Below are 20,674 nucleotides of genomic sequence, written 5' to 3'. Positions count from 1 at the left end.
CTGTCAGATCGGCAATCCACTTATCCCCGCTGTGCAGATTCCCCGAACCACCTCTCGCTCCAGCGGCTGCAAGCCACCCATGCGCCGCTGATGGCGATGCCGCTCGGCAACGACGCGGTTCTCCGGGCGGCGGTGCCGGACGCGCGCTGCGTGGTCGGCGACTGGTGGGACCGGCTCACGCTCAGCAACGGCCTGTCGACAACGCTCACGCCGGCCTATCATTGGGCGAACCGGTGGCCGACCGACGTGCGGATGGCGCTTTGGAGCGGACACTTCCTCGACACCCCCGCCGGCACGGTCTGGTTCGTGGGCGACACCGGCTATGGCGATGGCGCCATCTTCAAGCAGGTCCGGGAGCGTCTCGGCGCACCCGACGTCGCGCTGATCCCGATCGGCGCCTATGAGCCGCGATGGTTCATGCGCGCGCAGCACGTCGACCCGGCGGAGGCGGTGCGCATCCTGCGCGACGTCGAGGCGCGCCACGCCCTAGGCATCCACTGGGAACGTTCCAGCTCACGGACGAGCCGCGCGAGGCACCCCGCCTGGCGCTCGCCACAGCGCTCTCGGCGGCGTCGATCCGCCCGCGGCGCTTCGTCTCCGCGACGCCCGGCGGCGTCTACGACTTCGAGCCGGCGACGGGCGGCTAGAGCATCTCCAGCGGGACGGAGCCAGGCGGCGCCGGGAACGCCGCATCGAGACGGGCCATCGTCTCCGGCGCGAGTACCAGCTCCGCCGCGGCACGGTTCTCGCGCACATGCGCGACGCTGCCTGCCTTCGGGATGGCGATGATGTCTCCCCGTGCCAATATCCAGGCGAGCGCAACCTGCGCAGGGGTTGCACCGAGGTCCGCGGCCACGTCGGCGAGCATTGGCTCGCGGACGAGCCGGCCCTGCTCGACCGGACTATAGGCCATCGCCGGCGTGCCGCGTCCGGCGAGCCAGGGCAGCAGGTCACGCTCGGGCCCGCGGCGAGTCAGATTGTAGAGGATCTGGTCGGTCGCGCACGCATCGCCGCCGGCGGAGACCAGTTCCGCCATGTCGTCGACGTCCAGGTTGCTGACGCCCCAGCGCATGATCCTGCCGGCGTCGACCAGCCGCTCCATCGCGTCGACCGTCTCGGCGAGCGGCACGCTGCCTCGCCAATGCAGCAGGTAGAGGTCGAGCCGGTCGGTTCCCAGCCGCTCCAGGCTCGCCTCGCATGCGCGCGGCAGCCGATCACGCGAGGCGTTGTGCGGATAGGCCTTGCTGACGAGGAACACACGGTTCCGGACGCCGGCGACCGCCTCTCCGACCAGCCGCTCGGACTCGCCGTCGGCATACATCTCGGCGGTGTCGACCAGCGTCATGCCGAGCTCGATCCCGGCCCGCAGCGCGGTGATCTCGTCGACGCGGCGGTTAGGATGCTCCGCCATCATCCAGGTGCCCTGGCCGAGCGCGGGAACTTCGGTGCCGTCGGGGAAGCGGATCGATCTCATCCATGGTCAACGCCCGACCGGCAGACGCGATGCGTTCCCCTGCTTCCTGCCATGCGATCTCGACCACCGTCGGCGGCACGAGCGAACGACCATCAGAGTGACCTTCTCAATGCCACCTTCAAGACGCGCCGCGAGGTCGAGAAGAGAGTAGAACGGCTGGTCGTTGCCATGGGATTATCCGCGCTACGCCAGCGGGTGGGCGCCAGAGGCATTACTCCTCGGGCGTCGGGCGTGCCTTCGATCGAGGAATGTCCATGTGGCCGGTTTCAGATCACGCTCACCTTGCGGCGGGACTTCGTGGGCACGGCGGACGCGATCGGTTCAGCCCGCTTTTGCTCTTCATGGATCGTGAACAGCGCCCGCATCAATTCGTCGTCGGCGCTCGACATGACACCTAGAACCTCGGCCTCGTCGCAGCCTTCGCCGGCGAGATAGGCATGTCCCATGTTCGAATCGATATAGATCGACTGTCCCTCGTCGAGCGTGACAGGATCATAGTGGTCCGTGACCACCGTCACGCGCCCACGCAGCACATAGATATACTCCTCACCCGCATGGTGGACCAAGTCGCCGAACTGTTCGACACTTTTCGCGCGGATCTTTGTCAATACCGGGATCATCCGCTTGCGACGAAGTTCGGTGCATAGATAATAATAGTCGTAGTTTGGCGTTTCGACGCGCACCGCGCGACTAACGTCGCCAAGGCTGCGGCGCGCGGTCACGGGCTGAACGGCGTCTTCGGCAGGTTCGGCGAACAGTTCGGACATGCGCAGACCGAGCCGCCGGCTCACCTGCTGGAGCTTATCGTACGTCAGCGTCAGTCGGTCGTGCTCGACTTTGGAAAGGGTCGAGATCGGGATGCCGCTCTTCTCGCTCATCTCCTTCAACGTCCAGCCCTGACGAGCCCGCAGGCCTCGCAACAGCGCACCAAGCGTGGGGTTGAGCGATGACACGGCAGGCGATCCTAACGATTGACCTATTCTCTGACTGGGATCACACTGTCCCAATCAGAACATTGACTGGCCAGTTATACCGGCCACCATCGGCAGCGGCAATCCCGCCGCGAAAAGGGGAAGTGCAACATGGGGTATCTGAGGTCCTTTGCCCTTGCCCTGGCCGGCATCGCTGCCGCCACGATCGCCCCGGCGCAGATGCGCGCGCCGCTCGCGCCGCCGCTTGTCCCAAGCGACATCGCCCGGCCAACCCCCTCCGCCGTGGCCGGCACGACCGGCGGACATGTGCTCGACAAGGCAGATGCCGACACTTGGCTGGACGGCTACATGCCCTACGCTCTGCGTACCGCGGACATTCCTGGCGCCGTGGTGACGATCGTCAAGGATGGGCGGGTGCTCACCGCACGCGGCTTCGGTTATGCGGACGTTGGCAAGCGTACGCCGGTCGACCCCGAACGTACGATGTTCCGTCCGGGATCGGTGTCGAAGCTCGTGACCTGGACGGCGGTCATGCAGCTCGTCGACCAGCGCAAGCTCGACCTCGACGCCGACGTGAACACCTATCTCGATTTCCGCATCCCGCCTCGAGACGGCAAACCGATCACGCTGCGTCAGATCATGACGCACACCGCCGGTTTTGAGGAATCGGGAAAGGGAGTAGTGTTCTTCGATCCCAAAGGCCTGCAGCCGCTCGGCCAGTATCTGAAGGCGGCGCTACCCGAGCGCATCTTCGAGCCTGGGACGACGCCGGCATATTCCAATTACGCCACGGCACTTGCGGGCTACATCGTCCAGCGCGTGTCAGGCGAGCCGTTCAACGCCTATGTCGAACAGCACATCTTCGTACCGCTTGGCATGACGCACTCGAGTTTTCGCCAGCCGCTACCGCCGGCGCTGCGTCCGTTAATGGCAACGGGCTACGCCAAACCCGGGCAGGTCACGCCCTACGAGCTGGTGGGACCAGCACCGGCGGGTGCGCTAGCGTCGAGCGGTGTGGACATGGCGCGGTTCATGCTCGCGCATCTCGGTAATGGACAGTTGGGCGGCGCGCGTATCCTGTCTCCCGCGACGGCGCAGGAGATGCACGACAGCCCCCTTGCGCACGTCGACCTCCGATCGCTGATCCCCCCGCTCAGCCGCATGGAGCTCGGCTTCTTCGAAACGAACATCAACGGGCGCGAGGTGATCGGCCATCTGGGTGATCTGGAGGCCTTCCACACTTCCCTGCACCTGTTCACGCGCGAGGGTGTCGGCTTCTACGTTTCGTTCAACAGCCCGGGCAAGGCCGCCGCGGTGCAGACGCTGCGCACCGCGCTGTTCCAGGATTTCGCGGATCGGTACTTCCCCAACGTCGCCGGGCCCGATGGCCGCATTGATGCGAAGACCAGTGCTGAACATGCGCGGATGATGTCCGGCCTGTGGTGGGCCAGCCGCCGCGGCCAGAGCAGCTGGCTGTCGCTCACGTCGCTGCTCGGCCAGGCAAAGATCGGCGTCGGTCCGAAGGGCGAGTTGATCGTGCCCTCCGTTCTCGGCGCGAACGGCCGTCCGCGCGAGTGGGTGGAGGTCGCGCCGTTCGTCTGGCGCGACGCGTTCGGCCACGACCGGCTCGCTGCCCAAGTCAAGGACGGCGCGGTGGTGCGCTGGAGCTATGACTTCGCATCGCCGTTCGAGGTGTTCGACCGCGTGCCGTTCAGCAGGTCGAGCGCGTGGCTGCTCCCAGCCCTCTACGCCAGCCTCGCGGTGCTGTTGCTCAGCTTCTTCTACTGGCCCGCAGGCTATCTGATCCGTCGGCGGTACGGCGCACGAGCGGCCGTGACCGGCCCCGCCTTGCGGGCATATCGAGCGACACGACTGATGACGGGTCTCGACCTGCTGGTGCTGGTGGGCTGGGCTATCCTTGTGAGTTCGCTGGCCGGGGGCTACTCGACTCAGCCCGGCGGATTGGATGGCGGCTTGTGGCTGCTGCAGATAGCCGGCGTGATCATCTTTCCCGGCGCGGCCGTGATCGCAGCCTGGAACATGGTGCTCACCTGGCGCGATGGCCGGCGCTGGACGCGCAAGCTGTGGAGCGTGCTGGTCTTCGTCGCGACGCTCGTGGTGCTCTATCTGGCCGTTACCTTCGGGCTGATCGCGATGACGGTGAAATACTGATGTCGCTGTCCATGGAGGTCGTGCCCGGCACGCTGGAGCTGACGAAGCCATTCCGCATCGCCGGGCACGTCTGGCGTTCGTCCGACATACTGACCGTCACGCTGCGCGAGGGCGCGCTGGCCGGTCGCGGCGAGGCGTCGGGGGTGTTCTTCCTCGGCGACAATCCGCCCGAGATGCGCGCTGCGCTCGACCGGGTGCGTCCTGCGATCGAGGCGGGACCGACACGCGAGGAGCTACGTACGATCCTGCCGCCCGGCGGCGCGCGAAACGCGGTCGACTGCGCGCTCTGGGAGCTGGAGGCGGCGCGCGCGGGCAAGCCGGTCTGGGAGCTCGCAGGCCTGTCTCCCCCTCGGCCGCTGCGAACCACTCTCACGATCGGCGCGGACGAGCCCGCCGCGATGGCGTCGGACGCGCGCCGGCACGCGCACGCCCGGTCGATCAAGATCAAGCTGACCGGCGATCTTGCGCTCGACACCGAGCGGGTGCGAGCGATCCGCGCGGCCCGGCCCGATGCGTGGCTGGGCGTCGACGGCAATCAGGGCTTTACGCGCGACCAGCTCCCCGCCCTTGTCGCAATGCTGGCGGCCTCTAGCATCGAGCTGCTAGAACAGCCGCTCGCGCGCGGCCGGGAAGTCGAGCTCGAAGGCTTCGAGTCACCCATCCCGATCGCTGGCGACGAAAGCGTCGTATCGCTCGCCGACGTTCCGGCCGCCGTGGGTCGGTTCGACGTCATCAACATCAAGCTCGATAAGTGCGGCGGGCTTACCGAAGGCCTGATGATGGTCGCGGAGGCGCGGCGGCTCGGGCTGGGTGTGATGGTGGGGACGATGGTGGGCAGCAGTCTGGCTACCGCGCCTGGCTTCGTGCTCGGGCAATCGTGCGACCTGGTCGACCTCGACGGGCCGACCTTCATTGTTGAGGATCGAACGCCAAGCGTCGAGTATCGCGACGGCATGGTCTGGTCCGGGCCGGAAGTGTGGGGATCGCCCGAGACCGTGGCCGCATGACGGCGGCGACCACGCGGACGCACGAGCCATCGCCGTGGTTCGGCCAGCCCCGCGGGCTGACGATCCTGTTCCTGACCAATATGTGGGAACAATTCTCCTATTACGGCATGCGCGCGCTGCTGGTCTATTACATGACCAAGGAGCTGCTGATCGGGCAGAACGCGTCGTCGCTGATCTACGGCACGTACACGTCATGCGCGTATTTTACGCCCATCGTCGGCGGCGTCATCGCCGACCGGTATCTCGGCAAGCGGCGCGCGATCATCATCGGCGCGAGCACGATGGCCGCCGGACACTTCATGATGACGTTTCATGGGCTCTTCTACCCCGCGCTCGCGACGATCGCACTCGGCAACGGGCTGTTCCTGCCGAGTCTGCCCAGCCAGATCGACGATCTCTACGCCGCCGATGATCCTCGGCGCGCCTGGGCATATAACGTCTACTACGTTGGAGTGAACGTCGGTGGGTTCCTTGCGCCACTGGCATGCGGAACGCTGGGCGAGCTGTACGGGTGGCACTACGGGTTCGGGGCGGCGGGGATCGGGATGCTCGCAGGACTGCTAATTTATTTGTGGGGGCAACGCTATCTGCCGCCAGAGCGCCCTCGCACGGCCCGGACGGCGCCCGTGGAGCGCGGCCAGTTCGATCGCACAACGGTGCTGCTGCTGGTCGCGGTCGCCTTGTCGGTCACCGTGTTCCGCGGTGCTTACGAGCAGGTCGGCAACACGGTGGCGCTGTGGATCGACGTCGGCGTCGATCGCCATGTTGGCGGCCACTCGATTCCGATGACCTGGTTCCAGTCGCTGAACTCGCTTCTCGTCATGGTGATGACACCGCCGCTGCTTGCCGCGTGGAAGCGCCGCGCAGACGCCGGGCGAGTAGCGTCCCCCACCCGCAAGATGGCTACCGGCGCACTGATCGTCGCGGGCGCCTACCTCCTGCTCGGTGCGATCGACTGGTCCGATGCCGGCATGAGAGCCGGTTGGCTGTGGCTGGTCCTGTTCTTCGTCATCCTGACGCTGGGCGAGCTGTTCATCCTGCCGACCGGACTGGGGCTGTTCGCGCGGCTCGCCCCGGCCGGCCAGGGCGCCACCACCGTCGCCGCCTGGTTCCTGACGATCTTCAGCGGCAGCCTGTTCGCGGGGATCGTCGGGACCCTGTGGGGTCGAGTACCGCACGCGGACTACTTCCTGTTGCTCGCAGCGCTCGGTGTCCTCGCCGCCGTGCTGCTCCGGTCCGCCGATCCGCTATGGCGCCGCATCGAGCGTGATCAGGCGGCCGCAACCGAAAACCTTTGACAGATTCTCCAGTTGGGACATTATGTCCCGGTAAGGATTGAGAATGCAAAGCATTCCGCCTTCTTGAGGGCCGTAACGTCGCATCGCCGGGGCCGCGACGAAAGGGGGAACACCGATGTCGATCCGATCCATGCTCCTGATCTCGACCACTGTCGCAGGCGCGATGACGGCCGTCCCCGCGGCGGCGCAGGTCTCGTCGTCGAGCGACCCTGCAACCAACTCGCGCCCCGATGTGTCGCAACCAGCGCGGGACGGCCAGCTCTCCGACGCCGGCAACGACGTCATCGTCACCGCCCAGAAGCGCGAGCAAACTCTGCTCCAGGTACCGCAATCGATCAGTGTCGTGAGCGGTAGAACGCTTGAGAACGAGCAGGCGTCGACGTTCCAGGATTATCTCAAACTCGTTCCCGGGCTGCAGCTCAGCCAGACGCAGCCGGGCAACGGCCGTCTGATCCTGCGCGGTATCAACACCGGCAGCGTTGCCTCGACCGTGGCCGTCTATGTCGACGATACCCCGTTCGGGTCGAGCAGCGGACTGGCGAATGCGGGTGTCCTGGCCGGCGATTTCGACACGTTCGACCTGTCGCGGATCGAGGTACTACGCGGGCCGCAAGGGACATTGTACGGCGCGAACTCGCTGGGCGGCCTGCTCAAGTTCGTCACCAACGCGCCTGACCCTACCAAAGTCGAGGCGCGGGCGCGCGGATCGGTGGAGGCTACCGATGGCGGCCAGATCGGCTATGCCGGCAACTTGATGGTAAATCTGCCGATCGCCGAGACGCTGGCGATCCGCGCGACGGGCTTCTACCGCAAATACGGCGGCTTCATAGACTCGGTCGGCACATCGCTGACTGTCGCCACCGCCGCCGGCCCCGTCGTTCGCGCATCCGCTCGGCAGGACGACATCAACGACGCGAAGAGTTACGGCGGCCGGGCCTCCTTGCTGTTCCGTTCGGGCGACGTCCTAAGCGTACGCGTGAGCGCGCTCCTGCAGAACATCGCAACGCACGGCACCGACGGCGTCGAGAGCGATCCTTTCACCCTGCAGCCTCTCTACGGCGGCTTGACCCGCGCGGAGTTCACGCCCGAATTCCACAACACGGCATACCGGCTGTATAACGGAACGGCGGACCTCAACCTCGGCTTTGCGACGCTGACGTCCGTCACCAGCTATGCGACGCTCGACCAGAATTTCCGGTCTGACGAGACCGTATATCTGAACTCGGCGCTGAAGGGAGCGCTCGGCACGCCCGACTTCGCGCTCCCGCAGCAGACCACCAACCGCAAGTTCACGCAGGAAGTGCGGCTCAGTTCGTCCAAGAGCACGGTGTTCGATTGGCTGCTCGGTGGCTATTACACGCATGAACGCGGCCTCATCCATCAGCAGTATCAGGCGTACAATGCCGGCACGTTGACGCAGGTTACAGGTCTACCGCTGCTGGCGGACGTGAGCGTACCGTCCACCTACAGCGAATATGCCGGCTTCGCGAACGGCACGATCTACTTCGGCAAGCTGTTCGACCTGACGCTAGGCGGCCGGTACAGCCACAACGTCCAGCGTTCGACGCAGACCAACCTCGGACTGCTGGTCGGTGCGGCGACCGCGGTGGTTTTCCCCGAGACGCGTTCGTCGGATGACGTGTTCACCTATTCGGTCGCGCCCAAGTTCAACCTGAACTCTCACGCTTCGATTTATGGCCGGGTCGCCAAAGGCTATCGCCCGGGTGGACCCAACGTCCTCCCCGCCGGTGCAAGTGCGGACACGCCACGCAGCTACGGCCCCGACACCGTCACCAGCTACGAAGGCGGGTTCAAGGGCGAGACCGCCGACCGCGCCTTCTCGCTCGACATCGCGGGGTTCCATATCGACTGGAACGCCATCCAGCTGCTGACGATCGTCAACGGGTTCGGCTTGAACGCCAATGGTGGAAAGGCCGTGAGCGACGGCGTCGAGTTTACGATGGGCCTGCGTCCGACCCAGGGGTTCAACCTGTCGTTCAATGGCGCCTACACGCGTGCGCGGTTGACGCAGGACACCGGGCCTCTGGTCGGCGGCTTCTCGGGCGACCATCTGCCCTATGTGCCCAAGATCAGCGTCGGCGTAGACGGTAACTACGACTGGGTGCTCACCGGCCAGACCAAGGCGTTCGTCGGCGCATCGCTGCGATCGCTGTCCAAGCAGAATGCGGACTTCAATGCCGCCTTCCGCGCGACATATGGCCGGCAACAGCAGATTCCGGCCTACGAGGTGGTCGATCTGCGCGCGGGCGTGGACCTAGGCCGCTTCGAGGTCGAAGCCTACGCCAAGAACCTGACCAACTCGGCCGGTATCACGTCTGTCACGGTGAACGGAAATGCCCCCAACGGGGCGACGCTGACCAGCGTCATCCGGCCGCGCACCGTCGGCCTCGCGATCACGACCGGCTTCTGAACGACATGACCGCCCTGGCCGAAATCGTCAACCTTCCGGCGGAGGCGATCCCGCCCAGAGCGCCGGGGCTGTTGCTGTTTCTGGGCGACGTCATGGAAGCTGGCTATGCAAAGACGGCTTTCGGATTGCGAGACTGGGCCGCGGAACGGTGCGTTGGGGAGTGGGCGCTGCCGGGTGGGCGGGTATCCGCGGGTTTGCTGCCACTCATGCCACGCGAGGCGGTTGCGCGAGGCGCAGGTGCGCTGGTGATCGGCGTCGCGAACGTCGGCGGCGTCATTCCATTCTCTTGGGTCCCGGCGCTGCTGGAGGCCCTCGCCGCGGGGCTGGACATCGTGTCGGGCCTGCACGTCAAGCTGCGCGATGTCCCTGATCTCGCTGAAGCCGCCGACCGGCTTGGCCGTCGGCTGATCGACGTACGCACCCCGCCCGCGGACATACCTATCGCGAGCGGTGTGCGCCGCACTGGGCGGCGTATCCTGACCGTCGGCACTGATTGTGCGCTGGGCAAGAAGTACGCCGCGCTCGCGCTCGCGCAGGGCCTGCAAGATCGTAACGTCGACGCCGAGTTCCGAGGCACGGGTCAGACAGGAATCATGATCTCGGGCGACGGTATCCCGATCGACGCGGTGGTAGTGGACTTCATCGCCGGCGCGGCGGAGATGCTCAGCCCCGCTGCCGCAGCAGCGCACGTCGATGTGATTGAAGGTCAGGGATCGCTGTTCCACCCCGCCTATGCTGCAGTTTCCTTGGGACTGCTTCACGGCAGCCAGCCCGATCTGTTCATTGTCTGCCACGACCCTGGAAGGAACGAAATCCTGGGCTATCCCGGCTTTCCGCTACCCTCGATCGAGGCGGTGATCGCGCAGACTGTCGCGCTCGGCCGACTGACCAGCCCGACGATCCGCTGCGCCGGCGTCAGCCTCAACACGGGTGCGCTTGATGCGGACGAAGCGGAGACCGTGATGGCGGAAACGGAAGCTCGGCTGGCACTGCCCACCGCCGACCCGATGCGCCGCGGCCCCCGGTTCGAGCGGTTGCTCGACGCGTGCCTCGCGTCATGAAGCGGCTGCTCATACCGCTCCTGCTGCTCGCCTCGCCGGCGCTGGCCGATCCTCCTGCCGGGTTCGGCGCGCGTGTCGAAGCACTGCGGCGTCAAGTGGGCGTTCCGGGCCTGGCGATCGCCATTGTCGAAAATGGCCGCACGACCCTGGCGCGCGGCTATGGCGTGCGCCGCCTGAACCGCCCGGAGCCGGTCGACGCCGACACGATCTTCCTCACCGGATCGACGGGGAAGGCGTTTACCGTCGCCGCGCTCGCGACGCTCGTCGACGCGGGGCGGATCGGTTGGGACGACAAGGTCACCGACAGATTGCCCGGCTTCCAGATGTACGATCCCTGGGTCACGCGCGAGATGACCATCCGCGACCTGCTCGTTCATCGCAGCGGGCTGGGGCTCGGCGAGGGAGACCTGCTGTTCGTGCCCCGCAGCAACCTGTCCCGCGCCGAGGCAGTGCGCCGCATCCGCTTCCTCAAACCCGCGACGAGTTTTCGCAGCGGCTACGCTTACGACAACGTACTCTACATGGTCGCGGGCCAGCTGATCGAAGCGGTCACCGGCCAGCGCTGGGAAGATTACGTCCGCGAGCACGTGCTGATCCCGGCAGGCATGACGCGCGCCACAACCGACAGCGAGCCGCGCTTTGCCACCGCCGACCGCGCCTGGCCCCATGCACGGCTGAACGGCGGGCTGCGCGGTGCCGGCGACCAGCAGGTGCTCGACGAGCGGGATGAACTCGCGCGGAGCGGTGCACCGGCAGGCGGCATGGCGGTGAGCGCCAACGACATGGCCAAGTGGCTGAGGATCCAGCTCGCGCACGGTGCCCTGCCCCATGGCGGCCGTCTGTTCAGCGAGGCGGCCCATGACGAGATGTGGCGGCCGCAGGTGATCCAGCCTATCGATCCCACCCCGCCCGAGGTTGCCGGGAGCGGCCCCAGCTACTCGCTGTACGCGCCCGGTTGGGAAATCCAGGATTACCACGGCGCGCGGCTCGTCTGGCATTCGGGTGCGGTGTTCGGCTTCAAGACGGTGGTGGTGCTCCTCCCCGACCGTAATGTCGGGTTCTCGATCGAGATGAACAGCGAGGACGGCGAGCTGGCGCGGGGACTGATGTTCGAGCTGATCGACCACTATCTCGGAGTGCCCGCACAGGCGTGGCCCGAGCGTTGGATCGCTTACAAGAAGCGGCTGGTCAGCGGGGGGCTGAAGGCGCTCGGGGCGGCAACGGCCACACCCGCGCCGATCGGCCCGTCCTTGCCGCTCGCGCGCTACGCCGGCACGCTCACCGACCCATGGTACGGCGATGTCGCCGTGACGAGCACCACCGACGGGCTACACATCGATTTCCGTTCCACCCCGCGCATGGTGGGACGTCTGGAGCATTATCAGTACGATACGTTCGTCACCCGTTTCGACGATCCCGCGCTCGAGCCGGCTTACATTAGCTTCGCGCTCGACGCCCAGGGCAAGGTGGCGCGGGCGACGGTAAAGCCCGTGTCGCCGATCGCGGACTTCAGCTGGGACTATCAGGACCTGCTCCTCACCCCCAAGCAGGCTCCGTGAGCGCCGGCGCTGCGCTGCACCGACGGCTGTTGACGATGGATGCGCACCTTGATGCACCCGTGCATTTCGGCCGTCCGGGTTGGCGTTTCGGCGACGAACACGATCTTGCGAGCGATATCGCGCAACTCGACCTGCCGCGGATGGAGGACGGCAACCTGTCGGGCGGCTTCTTCGTGACCTATGTCGAGCAAGGGCTGCTCGATGCGGCGGGCTATGCGGCCGCGCTCTCGGCGGCACGAGCGCGGTCCGACCTGATCGACGCTACGATCGCCGCCTACCCCGATCGGATCGGGCTCGCGCGCACCGCCGACGACGCTCGCCGGCTGCATGCGGCGGGGCGATGTATCGCATTCAAGAGCATCGAGAACAGCTCGTTCGTCGGCGATGATGTCCGCTGCCTCGCGGAGTTTCATGCGCGTGACATACGGATGGCCGGTCCGGTTCACGCAATAACGAACCAGCTCGCAGACTCGGCCACTGGCGACGCTCGATGGGGCGGGCTCAGCCCACTCGGGCAAGACTGGCTTGCCGAAGCCAACCGACTTGGGATCGTCGTCGACGCGAGCCATGCCTCCGACGCAGCGTTCGACGCACTACTAGCAGGGTCCAAGGCTCCAATCATATTGTCGCATTCAGGCTCGCGTAGCGCTTTCGACACCCCGCGAAACATCGATGACGATCGGTTGCGGGCGCTGGCGGCGGCGGGCGGGGTAATCGGCTTCGCGACGATATTTCTATGCGCGATGTCCGTCAGCCCCCAGCGACGCGCGCTTTTTCGTGAGTGCGGACGCGTGTACGAGCTCGACACGGTCGCGCAACGCGACCTCGCCCGGAGATGGCGCACGCTTCCGGAGCCGATGTGGGGCATGGATCTCGATCGGTGCATCACTGCGCTGCTTCATGTGATCGACGTGGCTGGCATCGACCACGTCGCATTTGGTGCGGATTGGGACGGCGGCGGCGGCTTTCCTGGTCTTGACGACATTTCCGCGCTGCCCCGGATTACCGAGCGGCTGCTCAAGGCAGGGCTGAACGAAGACGACCTTGCAAAGCTGTGGAGCGGTAATCTTCTACGCCTAGTAGGGGCGGTGCAGGCGCGGGCCGGTGAACGCGGGTTAACGTGACGCTCGAAGCAACCTCGTTATAGAGGGCAGCTCTTCCCGGCAGCTTCGCAGCTAGGAAGACCCATACCTGCCCGTCGAGAGCAAGCTACCGCCGCTCGAAATCGGCCGTTCGTACAGGTCGCTTGGCTATGGTCCGACAAGGCGCGCGTAGGCGGGTGAGACTGCCCGAGCGCACCCGATCGATCTCGCGAGCAAGCGAACCGAAGGTGCGGTCAGCCGTAAGCCTTGCTTATTCTGGCATTTTTTCTGGTCGGGTCACGTCTGACGGATCGCTTTTGGTGTTTGGGAGATTGCGTCGTTGCAGATTGATCTCGCTGGAGCAGCATCCGCGGCAGGACGCCTTGCAGGCAAAGGAACGGACGATGAAAAGCGCAACCGGCATCATTGTGGCAGCGGCGCTGCTATGTACGCCGATCGCGGTGTCGGCACGCGGACCAGGAGGACGCGGCGGCGGCGGCTTCCATGCCGGTGGCATCGGCGGCGGCAACTATCGTGGAGGCTACGGGGGAGCATACCGCGGCGGCTATGGCGGTTACCGTGGCGGCTATCGCGGATACGGGTACTTCCGTGGCTATGGCTACGGGTATGGCTTCCGGTTTGGTGGGCCGTTCTTCTACGGACCGGCCTTCGGATTGTACCTTGGATACTACGCCGACCCTTGGTTCTGGGATTACCCTAGCTATGGTTACTACGGGTACCCGGCCTACTCGTACCCAACGGAGGCGCCGGCTGCCCCGTTGTACGATCAGGGAACAGACGTGCAAAACGGTGCGCCGCAGGCTTCATCGGTACCATCATCTTCGCAGGTCTGCGGGCGCTGGGTATGGAATCAGAGCGACAACCAGTACCACTGGGTCACCAATGGCTGTCGCTGAGTCGGTCGGCGTAGGCCGCCGGCTTATGTCGACGGGCTCCGTCCGCGGGTTGGCGCTAGGCCTCGTATGCTGGGCCGGTCTTCATGGCTCGTACGCTTTGGCCCAGACCGTAAGCACCTCGGCGTTGAACGCGTTACACGATGCGTTAAAGCTGAACGCGCAGCAAGAGGTGGCTTGGCAGGCCTACAGCGATGAAGTGTCGGGCCCGACTGGCGCACAGTCGCGGCGACTGGCTGCGGTCCGCCTGTTTCCGTCGCTCCATGCACCCCAGCGCATGGATTTGGTTGAGGCGGAGCTCAGGGCAGAACTGCAAGACCTGCAAGTGCAGTCACGCGCGCTGAAGACGTTCTACGCTACCTTGAGCCCGGAGCAACAACACGTCTTCGACGCCCGATCCCTCCCCCCGCCTGAGGCGCCGCAAGTCGGCCGATGATCTCGAAGACCTGCGACAGCGTTGTCGCGAGGCATCCGGCAGTACTCCTCCGCTAAGCGCCGCAATTGCCGGTTGACCCACAAAGCCGTCGTTCGCGGCCTTCTTCCCGCTTCTCCACTGCGGTCGCTGGTTCAGCTCCACCCCTGATCAAGGTAGGTGACGATCATGCGACGACCGCGCCGGGTTCGGTCCTCAACATGGAGCCGATCCTGCCGACCCGTCGTTATTTCCTTTGGCGTGAGGAAGATCACGGAAACGGGCTCATTCAGCGGCGTTGACGCTTCATGTCCACTGAGACCCCGCTGTCCGCCTCCGGCGTTCACCGACGCGACCTGTTGAAAGCGACCGTGGTTGGAACGGCGCTGCTGTCTTCGGCTAATCATGGCGGAGCCGCCGTGGCGCCGGCGGCCGACGAGGCACGACCGCAGATGCTGCCGGTCACGCTGACCGTAAATGGGCGCACGAACCGCCTGACGGTCGACAGCCGCACGACGCTGCTGGATGCCATGCGTAACAATCTCGGCCTGACCGGATCGAAGAAGGGTTGCGACCATGGCCAGTGCGGCGCCTGCACGGTGCTGGTCGGCGGCAAGCGGACGCTGTCGTGTCTGATGCTGGCGGCGATGGTGCGCGAACCAGTGACGACGATCGAGGGGCTGGCCGCGGCCGACGGCACTCTCCACCCGATGCAGCAGGCGTTTATCGATCAGGACGCGTTCCAGTGCGGCTATTGCACGCCCGGCCAGATCCTGTCGGCGGTAGCCTGCATCGACGAGGGCCACGCGCGCGACGCCGGCGAGATCCGCGAATATATGAGCGGAAACCTGTGCCGGTGCGCCGCCTACCCGCACATCGTCGCGGCGATCGAGCAGGCCGCGCCCTTGATGCGGAAGGCCTGAGCCAATGCGACCCTTCGACTATGTTCGCGCCGCCGACGTGCCGGATGCGGTGCGCGCTGCCGCAGGCCCGCCGGGAGCCCCAACCGCTGCCCGGACGCAGTTCATCGCCGGCGGCACGATGATGCTCGATCTGATGAAGCTTGGCTCGATGCAGCCGGGCGTGCTGGTCGACGTCAACGCGCTCGACACGCGTCACGGGCGGATCGAGGCGACGCCGCAGGGGCTGCGGCTCGGCGCGCTTGTCCGGATGGCGCAGGCCGCCGACGATGCGATGGTCAGGCGCGAGTATCCGGTGATCGCCGACACGCTCAACCTCGCCGCCTCCGCGCAATTGCGCAACATGGCGAGCCTGGGCGGCAACGTGTTGCAGCGGACGCGCTGTCAGTATTTCCGCGAGCCGAGCTGGCCGGCGTGCAACAAGCGCGTGCCGGGCAGCGGCTGCGCGGCGCTCGACGGCGTCAACCGCCAGCATGCGGTGCTGGGCGTGAGCGAGCGGTGCATCGCCCAATATCCCGGCGACTTCGCGCAAGGCCTGGTGGCGCTGCGCGCCAGCGTCGAGCTGTTCGGCCCGAACGGCGCACGCACCCTGCCGTTCGAGCAGCTGCACCGCTCGGCCGACACGCCCGAGGCGGAGACGGTGCTGGTGCCCGGCGAGCTGATCACCGGCTTCGTCGTGCCCGCAGGCCCGTGGACGCGTCGCTCGGCCTATGTAAAGGTCCGTGATCGTCAGAGTTACGCTTATGCGCTCGCGAGCGCGGCGGTGGCATTGGACATGAACGGCGATACGGTGCGCGAGGCGCGGATCGGGCTGGGCGGCGTCGCGTATCGGCCGTGGCGCGCGCGCGAGGCGGAGGCGATGCTCGCGGGCAAGCCGCTGACCGAGGCGAATGCCGACGTGGCGGCACGCGCCGCCTATGCCGGCGCCCGGCCACACGAACACAATCGCTACAAGATCGAGCTTGGACGGCGCACGCTGGTGCGCGCGCTGATGCAGGTCGGGAGCATGCAGGTCTGATGTCCGTCACCGCCCCATCCGAGCCGATGCTGCTCGCCCCCAAGGATGCGGCCAAGCCCGCGATCGGCGCTGCCACCTCGCGTGTCGACGCCCGGCTGAAGGTCACCGGCGGCGCTCGCTACGGTTCCGACATCGATGGCGGTCGCCAGCCCGCGCATGGCTATCTGCGCACCAGCGCGATCGCGCGCGGGCGGATCACCCGCATCGACGAGACGGCGGCACGGCGGGTGCCCGGCGTTCTCGAGATCCTGACCTTTCGGAACGTCGGCGATCGGATCAAGCCGGGCAAAACCTTCTCCGGTCAAGGCTATATGGGCAGCTCGATTGCCCCGCTCGCATCGGATCGCATCCAGCATGCCGGTCAGATCGTTGCGCTGGTGGTCGCCGACAGTTTCGAGGCGGCGCGCGACGCGGCGCAGCGGCTTGACGTGAGCTATGCCGAGGAACGCCCCTCGGCAACCTTCGACAGCCCCGGACTGAAGGAGGGGCTGACCAACCCCAAGCCGAAGTCGAAGGAAGGCGAAGACAGCGAGGACGAGAACCCGAAGGTCGGCGACGCGGCAGGCGCCTTCGCAGCCGCGCCGGTCAGGATCGACCAGCATTACGAGACGCCGACCCAGCATCACAACCCGATCGAGCTGTTCACCACCACCTGCGCCTGGAACGGCGACGAGCTGACCGTCTGGGAATCGTCGCAGAACATGTACGGCTTCAAGAACGGGCTGGCCGAACAGCTCGGCATTCCGGCCGACAAGGTCCGCACGGTGTCGCCCTTCGTCGGCGGCGCCTTCGGCTCGCGCGGATCGCTGACGCAGCGCACCGCGATCGTAGCACTCGCGGCGAAGAGGGTCGGTCGCCCGGTGCGGCTCGAGGCGACGCGGTCGCAGGGGTTCACCATCGCGACGTACCGTGCCGAGACCCGCCACCGCGTTCGCCTCGCCGCCGGCCACGACGGAAAACTCCAGGCGCTGATCCACGAGGGCTGGGAGATCAGCTCGCGCCCTGACGACTACAAGGTCGCGGGCACCGACGCGTCGACGCGGCTCTACGCCTGCCCCAACGTGGACTCGAACGTGACGATCGTCCATACCGATCGCAACACGCCGGGTTTCATGCGCTCGCCGCCAGAGACGCCGTATCTGTTCGCGCTGGAGTCCGCGATGGACGAGCTGGCGGTGGCGCTGAAGATGGACCCGGTCGAACTGCGCCGGGTCAACGACACGCAGGTCGAGCCGATCAAGGGCCTCCCCTACACCAGCCGCGCGCTGATGCCGTGTTTCGATGCCGCCGCCGCCGCGTTCGGTTGGGCGAAGCGAACGCCGGAGCCCGGCTCGATGCGCGACGGCGACTGGCTGATCGGCTGGGGCTGCGCCTCGTCGATGTACCCGACGCAGATGGGCGCGGCCTCGGCCCGCGTGACGCTGTCGCCGCAGGGCCGCATCGTCGTGCAGACCGCCACGCACGAGATCGGTCAGGGCGTGATGACGGTGATCGCGCTGACCGCCGCCGACCAGCTCGGCGTGCCGCTCGACCAGGTGACGGTCGAGGTCGGCGACAGCCGCCTGCCGCCCTCCCCCGTTGCCGGTGGCTCGAACAGCACGGCTAGCGTCTGCAACGTCGTCGCCAAGGCCTGCGCCGATATCCGCGAGCGCATCGTCCGCGCCGCCGTCGCCCCCAGCGCGCCGTTCGCGGGCGTCGCGCCGGCATCGCTGGTGCTGGCCGACGGCAAGCTGACCGCGCCCGATGGCCGTACCGAGCCTCTGGCGCAAGCGATGGCGCGCGCCGCCGGCGGCGCAATTGAGGCCTACGCCGAGAATATCCCTCACGGGGTCAAGCCTGATGCCTTGCAGGGTTTGTACAAGGGCCAGGGCAAGCTCGCCGGCGGCGCCAAGATGAAGGACCGCATCCAGTTCGCGTTCGGCGCGCAGTTCGCTGAGGTCCGCGTCCATCGCCTGACCCGCGAGGTACGCGCGTCGCGGGTCGTCGGCGCTTATGCCGCAGGCCGGATCATGAACCCCAAGACCGCCAAGAGCCAGCTGATGGGCGGCCAGGTCTGGGGCATCAGTGCCGCGCTGCACGAAGCGACCGAGATCGATCGCCGCTCCGCGCGCTACTATAACGACGACCTGGCCGAGTATTTGATCCCGGTGAACGCGGACATTACCCGCGTCGAGACGATATTCCTGCCCGAGCAGGACGAGAAGGTGAACGATCTGGGCATCAAGGGCCTGGGCGAGCTGGGAAATGTCGGGTTGAACGCGGCCGTCGCCAATGCCGTCTGGCACGCCACCGGCGTCCGCGTTCGTGAGCTGCCCGTGCGGATTGAGAAGCTGCTCGTCGCCTAAGCTACTTCGACCCAAATGCCGACGCTCATAGCCTGATTGCGGCTACCCAACTCCGGACGCCCATTCAGATACGCGCCGACGGCTTCCGCTGTCTCAATCGGCCCCTCACAACCGCACTGATTGCCGCGGAGGCACAGATGAAGAAGCACTATGTCCGGCTGCTCTACTTGGTCTCTCTCAGCGCCGTCGCGACGAATGGCTCGACCTGATGCTTCCAAGCGGCCGAATCGGGTGCAATGATGTCAAAATGACCACCGTTCTTGACGTTGAGCACACGTACCACTTGACCCTTTGTAGCGGCCACGGTCCGATAATGCTCTGCGGCGTCGGCCGTCAGCACCACGGAGGCAATGAGATACTCCTGGGCCGAGGTTGGGAGGTTCTGGAAAGGGGATGCTAAGCGGTAACGGGCTAGCTGATCCTTGGGCAGCCCGCCGATCAGAGGCGCGATCACCGGCTTCCCACAGATTTCCGCATCCGCTCCGACGAATGAAGCGAGCTCACCCGGACCATCGATGGCCACAGCGATGCTGACCGGAAGCGGATGCTCCGAGCCGATGTCGCTTGCGGCTGGCAAGCTGGCCCGCGATGCGATCCAGAGCGCGGCATGGGCGCCCGCGGAATGACCGACAACCGCCACGCGCTTGAGACTGATTGGCTGAGATTTGGCGAGGACCCGCAGATAATCCGTCGCGGCGGCCCAGTCCTTGAACGTTCCAGGCCAACCTCCCCCCGGATCGCCGACCTGGCGATATTCTATGTTCCAGGTGGCGTATCCCATGGCGGTCAACGCACTGGCGAGAGCGGCGGTATTCTTCCGAGTCGCGAACCCCTTCGTCCAACAGCCGCCGTGAACTACCTCAACGACCGGGAACGGACCCTTGCCCGCCGGAAGCCGCAACTCTCCGACTTGAAGCGGATCGTTGCCATAGGCGGCGACCAGCGTTGGCGTAAAAGCGGGCAAGGCATCGACATCGCGCGGACGCATATTTTGCGCGAGCACTGTTCCCGAACAGGCGGCAAGAACCAGAGCCGCCCACAAGGTTTGCTTCATGTTCAATCTCCTTTGACAACGAAAGTGTAGAACCAGTGACATCGGCGCAAGTACAGCATGAGCGCAAAGTAGCGCAGGACCTTTAAGGCCAGCAGCTGGGCGGTTGACCGCCAGCTCAGGCCAAAGTCTGCTGGCCGGGCTTGTGGCTTCGACCCAGGTGCGGAAACTCAGCGACTAAGAGGCGCCGCCAGAAACCCGCCGCTCGTTCAGCATTTCCCACGACCGATCAACCACATTTCCGAACCGCCGGTTTACCGGGCCTACGTACTCTCGATTGGCCGATCCGGCCCGATGGAGATGATCGATGGGTCACTCGTCGATGGACCCCGCCTTTCACGAACTTCGACCCTGGAACGAGGGCCGGCTTATCGGTGCGAAGCGGGCGCTGAAACAGCAACAGGTCTGGGCCATTCGCTTCTGGCTCGACCAGCATAGACGACTGCGCGACCGAGCGCTGTTCGACTTCGCCATCGACAGCAAGCTGCGCGGCTGTGATGTGGTCAAGGTGCGGATCGGCGATGTAGTTTCCGGCGGGCGCGTCCGGGACCGGGCCGTTGTGGTTCAGCAGAAGACCAAACGACCGGTTCAGTTCGAACTGATGGATACGGCACGAAAGACGATGCGGGCATGGTTGGAGCGACGCCGCGGGACGCTGAACGACTTCGTCTTCCCGAGCCGAAACGACTACATGGCCCACATGAGCACGCGGCAATATGCCCGCCTCGTACACGAGTGGGTGGTCGGCATCGGCCTTCCGGCTCAGGATTACGGGACGCACTCGCTTCGGCGCACGAAAGCATCGATCATCTACAAGGCGACAGGCAATCTCCGCGCCGTTCAGATCCTCCTCGGTCATGCCAAGATCGACAGCACGGTGCGCTATCTGGGCGTTGACGTGGAGGACGCTTTGGAACTCGCCGAACGCACTGAGGTCTGAGCGGACCCAGGGCACGAAGCCGCTGCGCGGCATTGGTGTTGGCGGTGATGTAGCGCGC

Annotated in this window: 16 protein-coding genes and 1 pseudogene; 14 read left to right on the top strand and 3 right to left on the bottom strand. The window is 66.0% G+C overall.

Features of this window, described 5'->3' with window-relative positions; translation table 11 throughout:
* Positions 1–90 precede the first annotated feature (90 nt).
* Positions 91–441, top strand: a pseudogene (locus tag ACFE65_RS15550) (MBL fold metallo-hydrolase); the annotation flags it as partial.
* A 202-nt stretch (positions 442–643) separates the two neighbouring features.
* Here ACFE65_RS15550 and ACFE65_RS15545 read toward each other — a convergent pair.
* Positions 644–1,474, bottom strand: coding sequence for an aldo/keto reductase (locus tag ACFE65_RS15545; RefSeq protein ID WP_375383281.1), 831 nt, complete (start codon positions 1,472–1,474; stop codon positions 644–646).
* Between the two features lie 266 nt (positions 1,475–1,740).
* Positions 1,741–2,427, bottom strand: a complete 687-nt coding sequence (locus ACFE65_RS15540; RefSeq protein ID WP_375383280.1) for a helix-turn-helix domain-containing protein — start codon at positions 2,425–2,427, stop codon at positions 1,741–1,743.
* 129 nt (positions 2,428–2,556) lie between these two features.
* Between ACFE65_RS15540 and ACFE65_RS15535 the strand changes: the two genes are divergently transcribed.
* The 12 genes from ACFE65_RS15535 (at position 2,557) to ACFE65_RS15480 (ending at position 18,625) form a co-directional block, all read left to right on the top strand.
* Positions 2,557–4,578, top strand: coding sequence for a serine hydrolase domain-containing protein (locus tag ACFE65_RS15535; RefSeq protein ID WP_375383279.1), 2,022 nt, complete (start codon positions 2,557–2,559; stop codon positions 4,576–4,578).
* Complete coding sequence (locus ACFE65_RS15530) at positions 4,578–5,585, top strand: dipeptide epimerase (protein ID WP_375383278.1); 1,008 nt, start codon at positions 4,578–4,580, stop codon at positions 5,583–5,585. The genes ACFE65_RS15535 and ACFE65_RS15530 overlap by 1 nt, the downstream gene beginning before the upstream one ends.
* Entirely contained in the window at positions 5,582–6,883 is a 1,302-nt protein-coding gene (locus tag ACFE65_RS15525) for a peptide MFS transporter (RefSeq protein ID WP_375383277.1), read from the top strand. The genes ACFE65_RS15530 and ACFE65_RS15525 overlap by 4 nt, the downstream gene beginning before the upstream one ends.
* A 115-nt stretch (positions 6,884–6,998) precedes the next feature.
* Positions 6,999–9,314, top strand: a complete 2,316-nt coding sequence (locus tag ACFE65_RS15520; protein ID WP_375383276.1) for a TonB-dependent receptor — start codon at positions 6,999–7,001, stop codon at positions 9,312–9,314.
* A 5-nt stretch (positions 9,315–9,319) separates the two neighbouring features.
* Complete coding sequence (locus ACFE65_RS15515; protein WP_375383275.1) at positions 9,320–10,375, top strand: DUF1611 domain-containing protein; 1,056 nt, start codon at positions 9,320–9,322, stop codon at positions 10,373–10,375.
* The gene (locus ACFE65_RS15510; protein ID WP_375383274.1) at positions 10,372–11,934 is read left to right on the top strand and encodes a serine hydrolase; all 1,563 of its coding nucleotides are present in this window, start codon (positions 10,372–10,374) and stop codon (positions 11,932–11,934) included. The genes ACFE65_RS15515 and ACFE65_RS15510 overlap by 4 nt, the downstream gene beginning before the upstream one ends.
* Positions 11,931–13,058: a dipeptidase gene (locus ACFE65_RS15505; protein ID WP_375383273.1), complete on the top strand. Its 1,128-nt coding sequence runs from the start codon at positions 11,931–11,933 to the stop codon at positions 13,056–13,058. Before ACFE65_RS15510 ends, ACFE65_RS15505 begins: the two co-directional genes overlap by 4 nt.
* 305 nt (positions 13,059–13,363) lie before the next feature.
* Positions 13,364–13,933 carry a hypothetical protein gene (locus tag ACFE65_RS15500; RefSeq protein WP_375383272.1) on the top strand — a complete coding sequence of 190 codons (570 nt, stop codon included), beginning with the start codon at positions 13,364–13,366 and terminating at the stop codon, positions 13,931–13,933.
* A gap of 97 nt (positions 13,934–14,030) precedes the next feature.
* Positions 14,031–14,366 (top strand): Spy/CpxP family protein refolding chaperone, encoded by a 336-nt coding sequence (locus ACFE65_RS15495; RefSeq protein WP_375383271.1) that lies wholly within the window; start codon positions 14,031–14,033, stop codon positions 14,364–14,366.
* Positions 14,367–14,761: 395 nt separating this feature from the next.
* The gene (locus ACFE65_RS15490; protein WP_375383270.1) at positions 14,762–15,265 is read left to right on the top strand and encodes a (2Fe-2S)-binding protein; all 504 of its coding nucleotides are present in this window, start codon (positions 14,762–14,764) and stop codon (positions 15,263–15,265) included.
* A 4-nt stretch (positions 15,266–15,269) separates the two neighbouring features.
* Positions 15,270–16,280 carry an FAD binding domain-containing protein gene (locus tag ACFE65_RS15485; protein WP_375383269.1) on the top strand — a complete coding sequence of 337 codons (1,011 nt, stop codon included), beginning with the start codon at positions 15,270–15,272 and terminating at the stop codon, positions 16,278–16,280.
* Positions 16,280–18,625 carry a xanthine dehydrogenase family protein molybdopterin-binding subunit gene (locus ACFE65_RS15480; RefSeq protein ID WP_375383268.1) on the top strand — a complete coding sequence of 782 codons (2,346 nt, stop codon included), beginning with the start codon at positions 16,280–16,282 and terminating at the stop codon, positions 18,623–18,625. Before ACFE65_RS15485 ends, ACFE65_RS15480 begins: the two co-directional genes overlap by 1 nt.
* Before the next feature lie 163 nt (positions 18,626–18,788).
* Here ACFE65_RS15480 and ACFE65_RS15475 read toward each other — a convergent pair whose 3' ends face one another.
* Positions 18,789–19,679 carry an alpha/beta fold hydrolase gene (locus ACFE65_RS15475; RefSeq protein ID WP_375383267.1) on the bottom strand — a complete coding sequence of 297 codons (891 nt, stop codon included), beginning with the start codon at positions 19,677–19,679 and terminating at the stop codon, positions 18,789–18,791.
* Positions 19,680–19,983: 304 nt separating this feature from the next.
* Here ACFE65_RS15475 and ACFE65_RS15470 point away from each other — a divergent pair, with 304 nt between their 5' ends.
* Positions 19,984–20,616, top strand: a complete 633-nt coding sequence (locus ACFE65_RS15470) for a tyrosine-type recombinase/integrase (RefSeq protein WP_375383266.1) — start codon at positions 19,984–19,986, stop codon at positions 20,614–20,616.
* Positions 20,617–20,674: the final 58 nt, after the last annotated feature.

The sequence above is a fragment of the uncultured Sphingomonas sp. genome (assembly GCF_964237335.1).
GTDB lineage: Bacteria > Pseudomonadota > Alphaproteobacteria > Sphingomonadales > Sphingomonadaceae > Sphingomonas.
Note: the sequence above shows the minus strand (reverse complement) of the source record. Positions and strands in the feature narration are given on the sequence as shown.